General features: G+C 72.1%; 11 protein-coding genes. 3 read left to right on the forward strand and 8 right to left on the reverse strand.

The window, feature by feature from the left end; all coding sequences use genetic code 11:
* The first annotated feature begins 9 nt into the window (after window positions 1-9).
* Window positions 10-861, forward strand: a complete 852-nt coding sequence (locus EXU48_RS07150) for a universal stress protein (protein WP_133106944.1) — start codon at window positions 10-12, stop codon at window positions 859-861.
* Window positions 862-986: 125 nt separating this feature from the next.
* On the opposite strand, the gene EXU48_RS07155 is transcribed toward EXU48_RS07150, so the two are convergent.
* Genes EXU48_RS07155 through EXU48_RS07165 form a run of 3 tightly spaced genes read right to left on the reverse strand, consistent with a single transcriptional unit; the run spans window position 987 to window position 4,653 of the window.
* Window positions 987-1,991: a carbohydrate ABC transporter permease gene (locus EXU48_RS07155; protein WP_133106945.1), complete on the reverse strand. Its 1,005-nt coding sequence runs from the start codon at window positions 1,989-1,991 to the stop codon at window positions 987-989.
* The gene (locus tag EXU48_RS07160) at window positions 1,988-3,007 is read right to left on the reverse strand and encodes an ABC transporter permease (protein ID WP_133106946.1); all 1,020 of its coding nucleotides are present in this window, start codon (window positions 3,005-3,007) and stop codon (window positions 1,988-1,990) included. The genes EXU48_RS07155 and EXU48_RS07160 overlap by 4 nt, the downstream gene beginning before the upstream one ends.
* Window positions 3,004-4,653: a type 2 periplasmic-binding domain-containing protein gene (locus tag EXU48_RS07165; protein WP_235856887.1), complete on the reverse strand. Its 1,650-nt coding sequence runs from the start codon at window positions 4,651-4,653 to the stop codon at window positions 3,004-3,006. The genes EXU48_RS07160 and EXU48_RS07165 overlap by 4 nt, the downstream gene beginning before the upstream one ends.
* Window positions 4,654-4,949: 296 nt before the next feature.
* Here EXU48_RS07165 and EXU48_RS07170 point away from each other — a divergent pair, with 296 nt between their 5' ends.
* Window positions 4,950-7,805, forward strand: a complete 2,856-nt coding sequence (locus EXU48_RS07170; RefSeq protein WP_235856888.1) for a glycoside hydrolase family 3 C-terminal domain-containing protein — start codon at window positions 4,950-4,952, stop codon at window positions 7,803-7,805.
* Window positions 7,806-7,946: 141 nt separating this feature from the next.
* Here EXU48_RS07170 and EXU48_RS07175 read toward each other — a convergent pair whose 3' ends face one another.
* From EXU48_RS07175 to EXU48_RS07185, 3 genes are read right to left on the reverse strand one after another with little or no spacing between them, the layout of a single operon-like run.
* On the reverse strand, window positions 7,947-8,981 hold the full coding sequence (locus EXU48_RS07175) for an NAD(P)/FAD-dependent oxidoreductase (protein WP_165962716.1): 1,035 nt from the start codon (window positions 8,979-8,981) through the stop codon (window positions 7,947-7,949).
* Window positions 8,978-9,538 (reverse strand): isoprenylcysteine carboxyl methyltransferase family protein, encoded by a 561-nt coding sequence (locus EXU48_RS07180; protein ID WP_235856889.1) that lies wholly within the window; start codon window positions 9,536-9,538, stop codon window positions 8,978-8,980. The genes EXU48_RS07175 and EXU48_RS07180 overlap by 4 nt, the downstream gene beginning before the upstream one ends.
* Window positions 9,535-10,614 (reverse strand): type III polyketide synthase, encoded by a 1,080-nt coding sequence (locus EXU48_RS07185; RefSeq protein ID WP_133106947.1) that lies wholly within the window; start codon window positions 10,612-10,614, stop codon window positions 9,535-9,537. The genes EXU48_RS07180 and EXU48_RS07185 overlap by 4 nt, the downstream gene beginning before the upstream one ends.
* Before the next feature lie 77 nt (window positions 10,615-10,691).
* On the opposite strand from EXU48_RS07185, the gene EXU48_RS07190 reads away from it, so the two are divergent.
* Window positions 10,692-11,546: a UbiA family prenyltransferase gene (locus EXU48_RS07190; RefSeq protein WP_133106948.1), complete on the forward strand. Its 855-nt coding sequence runs from the start codon at window positions 10,692-10,694 to the stop codon at window positions 11,544-11,546.
* Between the two features lie 16 nt (window positions 11,547-11,562).
* Here EXU48_RS07190 and EXU48_RS07195 read toward each other — a convergent pair whose 3' ends face one another.
* Together EXU48_RS07195 and EXU48_RS07200 are read right to left on the reverse strand one after the other, a co-directional pair.
* Window positions 11,563-12,549, reverse strand: a complete 987-nt coding sequence (locus EXU48_RS07195; RefSeq protein WP_133106949.1) for a GDSL-type esterase/lipase family protein — start codon at window positions 12,547-12,549, stop codon at window positions 11,563-11,565.
* A gap of 80 nt (window positions 12,550-12,629) precedes the next feature.
* A complete protein-coding gene (locus tag EXU48_RS07200; protein WP_133106950.1) occupies window positions 12,630-13,880 on the reverse strand; it encodes an N-acetylglucosamine-6-phosphate deacetylase in 1,251 nt (416 codons plus the stop codon).
* Window positions 13,881-13,934: the final 54 nt, after the last annotated feature.

Below are 13,934 nucleotides of genomic sequence, written 5' to 3' on the forward strand. Positions count from 1 at the left end.
GGATGGCGTATGGACATTCCCCGAGGTGCTGTCATCGTCGGATACGACGGCTCGCCGGACGCCGATCTGGCCGTGGAGTGGGCGGACCGGGCCGCTGCGGAGCAGTCCGTTCCCCTGCATCTGATCTGCTCGGTCTTCGACGCCTCCGCCGTGTCCTACTCGGCCTCGGCCGCCTGGTACGACCTACGGCTGACGTCGCTGCGCGACTCGCTGGAGCGACGCCTGGAGGGCCTCACCGCCCGGGCGGTCACCTCCGAGATCATCACCGGGCCGCCGGTCCCGGCCCTGGTGGAAGCCTCCCGCGGCGCCGCCATGGTGGTGGTCGGGGCGCGCGGCCACAGCCTCGCCGGCGGTCTCCTGCTCGGCTCGGTGAGCCAGCACGTCAGCCGCCACGCCGAATCCCCCGTCGTGGTGGTCAGAGCTCCTGCCGATCCGCACGCCACCCGGATCGTGGTGGGGGTCGACGGCTCAGGAGGCTCCGGGGCCGCGCTGGACTTCGCGTTCGCGCATGCGGCTCGCACCGGCGCACCGCTGCGCGCGGTCTACGGGTGGTGGCACACCCGGGCCGGGCGGGTGGAGGGGCTCGGCGCCCCGATCAATGACATCGGCGCCGCAATCGCCTCCGGCGAGCGGATCCTCGCCCAGGCGATGGCCGGGCAGCGCACGGCCGAACCCGACGTGGTCGTGGAGACGATCGTGCTGCCCACACCCCCGTCGGTGCTGCTCGCCGAGGAGTCCTCGACCGCCGCACTCGTCGTGGTCGGGTCCAGGGGGCGAGGGGCGTTCAAGGGCATGCTGCTCGGCTCGGTCAGCCAGGACGTGCTGCGGACCGCGCGGTGCCCGGTCGCGGTGGTCCGGTAGGCCGGGCCGTTCCGGCCCGAGAGAGCGCAAGCGGCAGCCACAACAGCGCACTCACCGGGATGCGTCGAAGGTGCCGGTCGTGAGAGTGCGGAGGTGGCGACCACTTCCGCACTCTCACCGGGGTGTCAGCCCTTGATCGCGCCGAAGATGACTCCCTTCGTGAAGTGGCGCTGCACGAACGGGTAGACGACCAGCACCGGGATGATCGCGAGGACCATCACGGCCATCTTGACCGGCAGCCCGGTCACGGCGCCCGTCGCGACATCCACCTGACCGACCCCGGAACCGGGGAGGGTGACGCCCTGCAGCACGTACGAGCGCAGCACCAGCTGCAGGGGCCACTTCGCGTTGTCGTTGATGTAGAGCATCGCGTTGAAGAACGCGTTCCAGTAGCCGACCCCGTAGAACAGGGCGACCACCGCCGTCACGGCCTTCGACATCGGCAGCACGATCTGGCCGAGCACCCGCCACTCCCCCGCGCCGTCGATCCGCGCGGCATCGGTGATGCCGGGGTCGATGCCCATGAAGAAGTTGCGCAGCAGGAGCACGTTGAACGCCGAGACCGCACCGGGCAGGATCAGCGACCAGTAGGTGTCGATCAGGCCGAGGTTGCTCACGAGCAGGTAGGTCGGGATCATGCCGGCCCCGAAGAACATGGTGATCAGCAGCACGAACAGGATCGGGCGGTGCCCGAACGAGGTCGGCCTGGACAGCCCGTAGGCGCACAGGATCGAGACCGTCGTGGACAGCAGGGTGCCGACCGCGGTGATGCCGATGCTCACCAGCGTCGCCCTGGTCACGATGCCGCCGGCGAGGATCTGCCGGTAGGCGGCCGTGGTGACCTCGGTCGGCACGGTGACCAGCCCGCCAGCCTGGGTGACCGCCGCGGTCGTGGACAGCGAGGTGATGATCACGGTGTACAGCGGATACACGACGGCGAGCACGATCAGGGCGAGCACGATCACCTTCGCGCCGGTCCCCAGCGCGGTGGGTCTCTCCTCCCAGACCGGGCGGTGCTTGGAACGGCGGGGACGACGGCGCGGGTCGGGCCGGGCAGAACCGGCGGCGGCCGCGTCGACGGGCGGGTGGGTGGCGGTGGCGGCCCCGTCGGGTCCGAGTGCGGTACTCATGCGCGCTTGTACACCCCAGCTTCTCCGAAGACATGGGCAATCTTGTTGGCGCCGAGCACCAGGATCAGGCTCACGATGCCCTTGACGAGCCCCGCGGCGGCGGCGAAGCTCCAGTCGCCGTTGATCACGCCCTGGTAGTAGACGAACGTGTCGAGCACCTCCGCCACGCCGGCACCGACGGCGCCGCGCTGCAGGATCAACTGCTCGAAGCCGACGGTCAGGGCGTCGCCGAGCCGCAGGATGAGCAGCAGGATGATGACCGGGCGCAGCGCCGGCAGGGTGATGTGCCACATCCGTCGCCATCGGTTCGCGCCGTCCATCACCGAGGCCTCGTACAGCGCCGGGTCCACGGTGGACAGGGCCGCGAGGAAGATGATGATGCCCCAGCCCGCGTCCTTCCACACCGACTGCGCGGTGATCAGCAGCAGGAACGTGTCCGGGTTCGTCATGATGTCGAACCCGGAGAAGCCCGCTCCCTCGAGGATCCGGTGCAGCTGCCCGGCGCCGCCGAGCAACTGCTGGAAGATCGTGACCACGAGCACCCAGGAGAAGAAGTGCGGCAGATACACGACCGACTGGATCGTGGTGCGGATCGCCGGGGTGATCACGCTGTTCAGCAGCAGGGCGAGCGCGATCGGGATCGGGAAGAAGAACACGAGCTGGAACGCCGTGATGACCAGCGTATTGCGGACCGCGTCCCAGAACAGCGGGTTCGTGAAGACGCGCTCGAAGTTCCACCAGCCCACGAACGGGGAGTCGAGGATGCCCACGTAGGGCGAGTAGTCCTGCCAGGCGATCACGTTGCCGAGCATCGGCACGTACGCGAACACCCCGAGCAGGACGATCACCGGGACGGTCATCAGCAGCAGCGACCGGTCCCGCTTGATCCGGGTCCAGACGCTCCGGCGGCGTGGTCGCGGCGGGCCGGTCGGGGCGGGCCCGGCGCCGCCGGGCCCGGACCGGTCGACGGGTTCGGCGTGGTCGGTCACGTCGGTGGGCACCGTCCGGGTCGTCACTGCGCGTCCAGGATGTCGGTGTAGAAGGCGCGCAGTTCCTCACCGCCCGAGGTCTTCCAGGTCTCGATGGCGGCGTCCAGGTCCGCCATCGACTTGCGGCCGCGGGAGATGTCCTTCTCGAGGTCTTCGAACGGCTGGGCCAGGGACGCGTACTGGGTCGGCTCGGTGATCTGCATCCCGAAGAACGCCGGGTCGTTCACGTACTGGGCGGCGTCGGCCATCCAGGTGCAGAACGCCTCGACGAACCCCGGATACTGCACCTTGGCGTTCACCACGGGCGGGTCGGTCAGGAAGATGTAGGTGGGCTGCACCTCGGTGGCGGCCAGTTCGGTGGCCACCGGCAGGCCGTTCGCGTCCACGCTGAAGTGCAGGTCCTCGAGCCCGAAGTTGATCAGTTCGAACTCGGTGGTGCCGAACGGAGAGGCGAGGAAGTCGGCGACCGCGAGCAGTTCCTCGATCTTCGCAGGATCGGAGTTCTTCTTGAGGAACGAGAAGATGTTGGCCGGGTTCCCCTTCCACAGGACCGGGGTGCCGCCGTCGGCCGCGAACGGGGTGAACGGACGCTGGGAGTACGTCGGGTTGGACGCCAGCTGCCGGCCGAGCGCCTCGTGCCAGCCGCCGACGCCGTCGTTGCTGATCAGGACCTGGCCGGACTCGAATCGGGTCTTGGCATCCCCGGAGTTGTCCGCGACCGCATCCGGGTGCACGGAGCCCTGCGCGAACAGCGCGGCGTTCCACTCCAGCGCGGCCCGGTACTCGTCGGTCTCGACGCGGTGGGTGAGCGTGCCGTCGTCGTTGATCCGCCACTTCGGAACCACGCCGTGGATGATCACCGAGGAGTTCCACAGGTCGTTGGCCGCCCACCGGTCGCCGCCGGTCAGTTCCTTGGCCAGGTCGAGCAGCTCCTGACCGTTCGCCGGCTGGCCGGTGTACCCCTCCGCCTCGAGGACGTCGTCGCGGTAGAAGATCGCGTCGGTGATGATCTCGCCCGGGAACGGGAGCGCCTTGAGCTGGCCGTCGAAGACGCAGAACTTCCAGACGTCGGTGGGGATGTTCGCCAGGTTCGGGTACTTCTCCACGGCCGAGCCGGCCAGGAACGGGGTGAGGTCCTCGAACAGGGCCTCGACGGCCTGGTCGAACCGCGGCGGGATGTTCCAGGTGGGGATCGAGACCCAGTCCGGCACGTCCCGCTCGGAGGCGAGCACGGCCGCGAGCTTGTCGCCGTAGGCGTTGCCGTCACTGATCTGGAACTGGATCGTGGAGCCGATGGCCGCGTTCACGGCGTCGAAGTACTGGTTGCCCTCGGTGGGCGGGATCGCGCCCCAGAGCGGCGTCATCGCGGTGAACTCCGACCCGGATCCGGGCGGAGCGTCGAACACCTGCACCAGGTCCGTCGGGATCGTCGCGTACCCGGCCGTGGAGCCGTTCACACTCGGGAAGTCCGGTTCCACGTAGTCGATCGGGATGTAGTCGGGCAGCGCGCTCGTCACGTCGCCGCCGCTCGGGTCGCCGGCACCGCCGGGTGCTTCCGAGCTGCAGCCGGCGAGGACGGCCGGGGTTGCCGCACCAACGCCGAGGAGGGTCAGGAACGAGCGCCGGTTCAACGGCAGCACTCGGGTCGCGTCTGAGTCCAGGTTCATGTTCATGTTCGCGTTCACTCCTTCGTGGATGGCGGCCGCTCACACGCTGCGCCTCTGTGCGCCGTCGTCGAAGCGGTTCGAACGCCTCGATGGTAGGGCACCGTGCACAGACCTGGCAACCGCCTGGATCGTGGACGTCCGGCGGCTGGATCGTCGACGGGCGAACCGCCATAATGAAACGAGATGACCGCACCTCAGACCGCCCACGAGAAGCGCTCGAAGCCGCCGATGGCGGCGGTACCTTCATCGAACCGATTCGAACCCGGATCGCTCTCACGACGTCAGGCAAAGGAGCACCGACGGTGCCGCAGTCGAACCCGGCAGAACCCCCCGCGGACGCGAGCGGCGTCCGTTCCCGCGACTCCCTCGACTCCCTCGTCCATGACCTGCTCGCCCGGCTCACCGACGACGAGAAGGTGGCCATGCTGCACCAGGCGAGTCCCGCCGTCGGGCGCCTCGGCCTGTTGCCGTTCCACACCGGCGCGGAGGCCCTGCACGGGGTCGCCTGGCTCGGTCGGGCCACGTTGTACCCGCAGCCCGTCGGCCTCGCCGCGAGCTGGGACCCGGATCTGCTGCGCCGGATCGGGGACCAGGTCGGCACCGAGCTGCGCGCCAAGCACGCCGCCGACCCGACGGTCAGCCGGAATGTGTGGGCGCCGGTGGTGAACCCGTTGCGGCACCCACTCTGGGGCCGCAACGAGGAGGGCTACTCCGAGGATCCGCACCTGACCGCCGACCTCGGCACCGCCTACGCCCGCGGGCTGCGGGGTGAGGACACCCGGATCTGGCGCACCGTGCCGACGCTCAAGCACTTCCTCGCCTACAACAACGAGACCGACCGTGCGGTCACCTCCTCGCAGTTGCGCCCGCGTGTGCTGCACGAGTACGAGTTGCCGGCGTACCGGGGCCCGATCGAGGCCGGGGTGGTGGGAGCGGTGATGCCCTCCTACAACCTGGTCAACGGTCGGCCGAACCATGTCGCGCGCGAGTTGCTGGAGCTGTTGCGGTCCTGGACCGAGGAGTCGGTGCTGGTGGTCTCCGACGCCGGCGCGCCCACGAACCTGAGTGTCGCCGAGCGCTACCACCCGGACCCGGTCGTGGCGCACGCGGCGGCACTCGTGGCCGGGGTGGACTCGTTCACGGACAACGGGCCGGACCCGGCGCCCACGATCGCCCTGATCAGGCAGGCGCTCGAGCGGGGCCTGATCACGATGGCCGACGTCGACCGCGCCGTCACCCGGGTGCTGACCGTACGCGCCAACTCCGGTGAGTTCGACACCGAGGACCCCTACGACGCCATCACCGCCGAGCACCTCGACCTGCCTACGCACCGTGAGCTCGCCAGGGAGGCCGCCGGGCGGGCCGTGGTGGTGCTGCGCAACACGGGGGTGCTGCCGCTCGCGCCGGTGGGCTCGGTGGCGGTGATCGGGCCGCTCGCGGGCCGGGTGCTGCCGGACTGGTACGCGGGCACCCCGCCGTACACGGTGAGCCTCGCCGACGCTGTCCGGGCGCGCTGGGGCGCGACCGATCCCGGGGACGTCAGCGTGCTGGACGGCTCGGACCGGGTCGCGCTGCGCTCGGTCGGCACCGGCGCCTACCTGCGGGCCGGTGCCGACCGGGTCCTGGTCGCCGACGCCGCCGACGTCGCCGCGAGGGCCGGCGAGGACGTGCTCTGGGACGTCACCGACTGGGGGCACGGGGTGCTCACCCTGGCCGGTGCGACCACCGGCCTGCTCCTGCGTGCGGACGGCGAGCGGGTCCTGGCCGATGCGACCCGGCCCCAGGGCTGGGTGGTGGGCGAGTCCTGGCGGGCGCACCGGCACCCCGACGACACCTGGTCCCTCCAGCACCTCGGCACCGGCCGGTGGCTGCGCGCGGACGCGTATGGCAGTGGGGTCGGCGCCACCGCCGCGAGCGTGGACGAGGCCGAGCGGTTCGTCCGCCGGCTCGTGCGCTCAGGCGCCGAAGAGGCCGCCGCCGCCGCCGTTGACGCGGACGTGGTGCTGTGCGCCGTCGGCAACGACCCGCACCTGCTCGGCCGGGAGACGCAGGACCGGCCCGCCCTCGACCTGCCGGCGCCGATGGCCGAACTGTGGCGCACCGTCCGGGAGGCGAACCCGGCCGCGGTGCTGGTCCTGGTCTCGAGCTACCCGTACGCGCTCGACGCCGCCGCCCGCGACGCCGCCGCGATCGTGTGGACCGGCCACGGCGGCCAGGAGGCCGGCAACGGGCTGCTGGACGTGCTCCTCGGCGAGGTCGAGCCGAGCGGCCGGCTCCCGCAGACCTGGTGGCGCAGCGAGGCCGACGCGGGCGACCTGCTCGACTACGACATCCTCGGTGCGGGCACCACCTATTGGTACTGCGACGCCGAACCGCAGTTCGCGTTCGGGCACGGGCTCACCTACGCCCAGGTGTGCTACGACGCCCTGTCGGTGGAACCGGACGGCGACGGCGTGCTCGCCCGGGTGAGCGTGTCGAACACCGGGGACCGGCCGGCCACCGAGGTGGTCCAGGTCTACACCGACTCCCCCGACCACCCGGTGCGGTTCCCGCGCCGCCTCGCCGCCCATGCCCGGGTCCCGCTCGCGCCCGGTGAGCACCGCACCGTGTCCCTGCGGGTCCCCGCCGAGCGGTTCGCGGTCTGGGACACCACCCGCCACGCCATGACGGTCCTGGCCGCCGACTACCGGGTGCTGGCCGGACCGAGCGCCGCCGACACCCCCCTACGCGCACGCCTCACGCTCGACGGCGAGCCGGCTGCCCCGCACCGGCTGCCGCTGCGCGCGGTCGACTTCGACACCCACCACGGCACCCGGATCGAGGAGGCCACCCTGGCCACGGGCGAGGTGATCACCGCGCCGTCGGGCTCGGGATGGCTGGAGTTCACCGCCGTCGAGGGTCTCGCCGAGGCGGCCGTGGTCACCGTCGCCCGCACGGCGCCGGGACCGGCCTCGGTGACCCTGGAGACGGTCGCCGACGGCGGAGCGCGCCCGTTCGCGCGGGCGGCGGTCCCCGAGGGGCTGGGTCGGCACGACCTCACCGAGGTGGTGCTGGAACCCGTACGGTCCATCGGGCGGCCGGTCACGGGACGGACGCCGGGCCTGCGGGTGGTGCTGACCGGCCCGGTGCGCCTGGCCGGGTTCGGCGTCGGGCGATGACCGGTCGGCTGCCCGAGCACCGGATCCGGGTGCCGCTGGACGTGCATGCGGGGAATCGCTGACGTTCTTTCGCCCCGCTGGTGAACTTCCGGATCGGGGCACCACGACTCGTCTGAGCCCAAGACCGCCGTCCGGTTGCGGCTACCGGGCCAGCCGCTCGACGATCGCCCCGTACAGCGGCGGGACCCGGGCCGCGACCGGCACGATGGCAGCGCGCCCGGGTGAGGTGGCCCAGCGCACCAGGCCACTGGTGAGCAGCCGGTAGTCCCGGGTCGCCCGGGCCCAGGCCCGTTCGTACGCCTCGGGGCCGTCGTCGAGGGTCGCCACCGCGGCCCGGGCCTGGGCCAGGCCGACGCTCAGGCCCTCACCGGTCAGCGCGTCGACGTAGCCGGACGCGTCTCCGACGAGCCGGATCCGCCCTGCCACCCGTCGGCGGGAGCGTTGCTGCAACGGACCGGCTCCGCGGACCGGTCCGAGCGGCTCCGTGCCGCGCAGCCGGGCCCGGATCTCGGGGAACGTGGCGAGGGCGTCCATGTAGTCGACGCCGGCCGGACCGAGCAACGCCACCCCGACCGTGTCATCGGCGACGGGCGTCACGTAGGCCTCCACCCCAGCGCCCCAGTGCACCTCGACGAGGTCGGTCCAGGCAGCCACCCGGAAGTGCCGACGCAGTCCGAACCGGCGGCGGTCCCGCGCTCCTCGGGGCGCGACCGCCAGGCCGGCGGCGCGACGGATGGTGGAGTGCAGGCCGTCGCACCCGATCAGGAACCGTGCCGCGACCCCCGCCGCCCGCACGCCGTCGGGCGACTGGCTGATCCGGTCCGCCCGGGCCCGCACATGCTCCACACCGAGGTCGATGCTGCGCGCGTACAGCGCCTCGTGCAACGTGGTGCGGCGAACCCCGCGACCGGGCCCGGTGACGAACAGGTGGTCCACGTGCCGGCGACGGTCCCGGTAACTGATGCCGGTCAGGGCGTGTCCGGCCGGGTCGACACCGAGCCGGTGCAGGCCCGCGAGCGCGCCGGGCATCAGACCCTCGCCGCATGCCTTGTCGATGGGAGCGGTGCGCGGCTCGACGACCACCACCTCACGGCCGGCCAGCCGGGCCTCGATCGCGACGGCCAGCCCTACCGGACCGCCCCCGACGACGAGGATGTCGGTGCTCGCCCGGCTCACTGGCCCGTTCCTGCGGACGCGTGGCCGCCGGACCGGGTCGCCTCCGCGAGGGCGCGTTCCTCGGCCGGGATCCGGAACCTCAGCAGCAGCACGGCGTTGAGCACGGTGAACACCACGGCGGTGATCCACGACGTGTGGATCAGCGGGAGGGCGAGTCCCTCCACGACCACGGCGACGTAGTTCGGGTGGCGCAGCCACCGGTAGGGGCCCGCGTGGACGAGCGGAAGGCCGGGAACGACGATGATCCGGGTGTTCCATCGCCGGCCGAGCGTAGCGATGCACCACCAGCGAAGTGCCTGGCTGGCCAGGACCGCGGCCAGCGCCGTCCAGCCGAGGACCGGCAGGAACGGGCGGTCCGCGAACCACGCCTCGACCACGCACGCGACCAGCAGCGCGGTGTGCAGGGCGACCATGGCCGGGAAGTGACCGCGCCCCCGCTCCACTCCGCCGTGATCGAATGCCCACCGGGCGTGCCGGGCCGAGACGACCAGTTCGAGCAGCCGCTCGAGCGCGGTCGCGGCGACCACCACGACGAACAGCACGAAGGTCGGGCTCACTGCGGCACCCCCCACCGCAGCAGGACGAGTTCCGCGCACACGCCCGGCCCGAACGCCAACAGCACTCCGTAGGCCCCGGGGGCCGGCCCGTTGCGCTCGAGGGTATCGGCCAGGACGTGCAGGACCGATGAGGATGACAGGTTGCCCACGGCGGCGAGGCAGTCGCGGCTCACCTGCAGGTCGCGGTCGTCCAGGTCGAGTGCGCCGGCGACGGCGTCGAAGATGCGTGGGCCGCCCGCGTGCACCACCCACGTGCCGACGTTCTCGCGGGCGAGCGAATGCTCGTCGAGCAGGGTCGCCAGGTCGCCGGCGAGGTTCTCGGCGATCACTTCCGGCAGTCCGGCCGAGAGCATGATGGCGAAGCCGGTGTCCCTGATGTGCCAGCCGAGCTGGTCTGCGGTACCCGGGTAGAGCGAGCTACGACTGCCCAACACCTCCGGGCCGGGAGGCCCGACCCGACCGGCCGGGTGGCTCTCCCCCACCAGCACCACGGCGGCGGCACCGTCGCCGAACAGGGCGCTCGAGACGAGGTTCGCCGTCGAGTCGTCGTCCCGCTGGAACGTCAGCGAGCACAGTTCCACCGAGACCAGCAGACCGACGTGCTCCGGGTGGCCGGCCAGATAGTCGTGCACCCGCGCGATCCCGGCGGCGCCCGCCACGCAGCCCAGACCGAACGACGGCATCCGCCGGACGTCGCTGCGCAGCCCGAGCCGGTCGACCAGCGCGGCGTCGATGGATGGCGCCGAGATCCCGGTGACGGACGTGAACAGCAGGAAGTCGACCTCGGCCGCCGCGATACCGGCTCGGCTCAGTGCCCTGCGACACGCCTCCTCCGCGAGCGTCGTGCCCTCGGAGATGAACAGGTCGTTGGCGCGGCCGAACGACGTCAGCGCACCGTACTCCTCGAGTGGGAGCGTCAGGTGCCGGGTACGCACCCCGCTGGAGCGCTGTAGCCGGGCCAGGGCGGCCCGCCGCGCCGGATTCGTGCTGAGCAGTGGACCGATCGTGTCGATGATGTCCTGTTGGGGATGCGCGCGCCCGGGAAGCGCGGTTCCGACGGCAAGAAGGCGCGACATCGTGGCATCGTGTCACGCAGGGGACTCGTCGGCAGCGCCAGCCGCTGACGTGCGGGGCGGTGCGAGGAGGAGAACACGTGAGTTCCTGGACCCGGACCGCCCGTGGTCTGCGCTCCGCCAGCCATCCTGGCCCGACGGCCGTCGTGACCGTGCTGGCCGCGGCGTTCGCCCTCGGTGTCGGCGCCAGTGCGTCGCGAGCCGTCCTCGTCACACTCGCGGTGCTCGCCGGGCAACTCTCGGTCGGTTGGTCCAACGACTGGATCGACGCGGGACGTGACGCCGCCGTCGCGCGTGGGGACAAGCCCGTCGTTGCCGGCACGGTCTCGATCGGGCTGCTGCGCCGGGTGGCATTACTGGCGTTGGCTGCCTGCGTCGTCCTGTCCCTGGCCACGGGCTGGGCAGCCGGGGCCGTGCACCTGGCCGCGGTGGCCAGTGCGTGGTCCTACAACCTCGTCCTGAAGTCCACGCCGCTGTCCTGGGTGCCGTACGCCGTCTCGTTCGGACTGCTGCCCATCTTCGTCGTGATGGCCTGCGTGCCAGGCGCATCCGCCGCACCGTGGGCAGTCATCGCGACGGCACTGCTCGGGGTCGGCGCGCACGTGGCGAACACGCTGCCGGACCTGGAGGACGACCGGCGAACGGGCGTCCGGGGGCTGCCGCACCGGATCGGGCGGGCCGGGTCGAGCCTGCTCGCGCCGCTTGTCCTGATGCTCGCGACCGTCGTCGTCGTCCTGGGCCCGGACCGTCCGCCGGGCCCGGGCGCCTGGGCCGGCACCGTCGCCGCCCTCGTCCTCGTCCTCGCTGCCTCGGCCGGTGTCGTCGCCAGGATCCGTACGCGCAGCCGGCTCCCGTTCGCGCTGAGCATGGCGGTCGCCGTCGTCTGCGTCGTGCTGCTGGTGATGGCCGCGCCGGAACTCGTGGTGCCCGCCTGAACCCCGGATCGGAAGATCAGCCCCGCAGCGGGCCGAGCGCCGCCGCGAGCCGCTCACCCATCAGGCGATACCCGTCGGCCGTGGGGTGCACCTCGTCGGAGAGCAGATGCCGGTCCTGGTGACCGATGATGGTCGGTCCGTCGATGAGGTGCAGCCGGTCGTCGTCGGTGCCCGCGAGCACGTCGGCGATGGCCTCACGCATCCACTCGAGGGTGACCCCGACCGCGTTCGGCGTGGTCTCCAGCGGCGCGGACACGATCGGGGTGATGACGGCGATCGCCGCCGCCGGATGTCCGGCGCGCACCTGGTCGATCAACCCCGCGACCTGCGGGCCGAACGTGCGCTGCGACATCGTTGCGCCGCCCTGCACGTTGATGCCAAGGCACAGGCTGACGACGTCCGCCGGAATCCCAGTGATCGTGCGGACAGCGACCGGGTCGAGGTGACATTGGCCGCCGAATCCGAGGCAGGTGAGGTCCCAGTCGAGGGCTCGGGCGACGAGCGCCGGCCACGTCTCGCTCGGTCCGCCTGCGGCGCTGCACTGGGTGATCGAGGATCCGTAAGCGGTCCAGCGTGTGGCTGGGTCCGGGCCCGCCTGCGCCGAGCCGGTGAGCCGCACCGACCTGATCCAGGTCTCGCCGTCCTGCGGCAGCCACACTTGCAACCGGTGCTCGCCGGCGGGCAACGGTACGTGGATGGTGAACGGTCCCGCATCGATGTCGACCCGCCGGTGCAGCACGCCATCGACCACCACGTCCACGCGCGTGTCACGGATGACGTCGAGCACGAGCTCGCCGTCGAGCTCGACGCTCTCGGCGTCGGTGACGACCTCGAGACGCACGCCCGCGGACTGACGTGCCATGGCGACCAGCTCCGGCGCGAACGCCCGGTCCACCAGGCCCGGCAGCAGCCGCCAGACCCGCAGCGCGCCGTCACGGGCCTCCCAGCCGACCGCGCCGCGCCAGGCCTCGGGTCGGACATCGGGTCGCAGTTCCACGGTCACGGTCGCACCCTACCGTCGCCCCGGGGAGGCGGTCTGCGACCGCGCGACGAAGGTTGGATCCGAGCGTGGGCAGCGCCCGATCAGGTGGCGACGATGGGCTCCGCCACGTCCACACCGTCGCGGAAGACCTGCTGCACCCGCAGGTCTGCGTCGGTGACGACGACGTCGGCCCGGTTCCCCACCCGCAAGGCACCGAGGTCCGCCGTGCCGAGCACCGTGGCCGGGGTGGCGGAGGCGGCCAGGACCGCCTCGCGCAGGCCAACACCGCCGTCGACGGTGGTCCGCACCACGTCGATCAGGTGCGCGGTGCCACCGGCGATCGAACCGCCCTCGACGAGCCGGGCCACGCCCGAGGTGACCTGCACGGCCAGGCCGCCGAGCCGGTACTGCCCGTCGGCCATGCCGGTGGCGGCCATCGCGTCGGTGACCAGCGCGATGTGCTCCGCGCCGACCAGGTCGAAGACCTCCCGGACCAGGTCGGCGGACAGGTGGGTGCCGTCCCCGATCAGTTCGACCACGACCTGTCCCAGCCGGGCCAGCGCCAGCGCCGGCGGCACCGGACCCGGGTCGCGGTGGTGGATCGGTCGCATCCCGTTGAACAGGTGGGTCACGGTGGGTCGGCTCCGGGCGCCGCCGGCCATCGCCGTCACGGCCTCGACCAGGGCCGCACGCATGGCCGGCGCTGCCGCATCCGTGTGGCCGAACGAGGGCACCGCGCCCCCGGCGATCAGGGTCTGCGCCACGCCCCCGGGCCCGACCACGCCCGGCGAGTCGGGGGCGATCGTCATCGACACCACATGACCCCGGCCGAGGGCGAGCAGCTCCGCGGTGAGGACCGGGTCACCGTCGATGAGCAACGTCGGGTCGTGGGCGCCGCGGCGCTCGGCGTTCAGGAACGGACCCTCCAGGTGGATCCCGAGGATTTCACCGGTGTCCGCCAATTCCGCGAGGGTGGCCACCCGGGCCCGCAACGTATCCGGTGCGGCCGTGACGAGGGAGGCGACCATGCGGGTCGTGCCATGTGCCAGGTGCTCGGCGACGCCTCGGCGGGCGGACCCGGCGTCGGCGGCATCCGGGAAGCCGACCCCGGCCCCACCGTGGTTGTGCAGGTCGACCAGCCCGGGCAGGATCGTCCGGTCGGAGGCCGCCCGGGCGCCCGCCGCCACTGCGGCGGGCGGTGCGCCCGCCTCCGCCCGCGCGTCGGCGACCGGACCCACCCAGGTGATGCGACCGCCGTCGAGCACCACGACGCCGTCGGCCAGGACCGCCTCCGGCGTCACCACCCGTCCACGCAGCGCGATCGGTTCCGGGGCGGGCGTGAGCGGTGACATGGACCCATTGTGTCCGATCGCCGGCGGTCGGCTCACCCCGTGCAGGTCAGTCCG

It is taken from the genome of Occultella glacieicola (assembly GCF_004353825.1).
In the GTDB taxonomy this organism is placed as follows: domain Bacteria; phylum Actinomycetota; class Actinomycetes; order Actinomycetales; family Beutenbergiaceae; genus Occultella; species Occultella glacieicola.

What these genes read in the sequence shown, in the direction of transcription:
- EXU48_RS07150 (WP_133106944.1), top strand. Translation starts at nt 10, where the DNA reads ATGGACATTCCCCGAGGTGCTGTCATCGTCGGATACGACGGCTCGCCG.
- EXU48_RS07155 (WP_133106945.1), bottom strand. Translation starts at nt 1,991, where the DNA reads ATGAGTACCGCACTCGGACCCGACGGGGCCGCCACCGCCACCCACCCG.
- EXU48_RS07165 (WP_235856887.1), bottom strand. Translation starts at nt 4,653, where the DNA reads ATGAACATGAACCTGGACTCAGACGCGACCCGAGTGCTGCCGTTGAAC.
- EXU48_RS07185 (WP_133106947.1), bottom strand. Translation starts at nt 10,614, where the DNA reads ATGTCGCGCCTTCTTGCCGTCGGAACCGCGCTTCCCGGGCGCGCGCAT.
- EXU48_RS07200 (WP_133106950.1), bottom strand. Translation starts at nt 13,880, where the DNA reads ATGTCACCGCTCACGCCCGCCCCGGAACCGATCGCGCTGCGTGGACGG.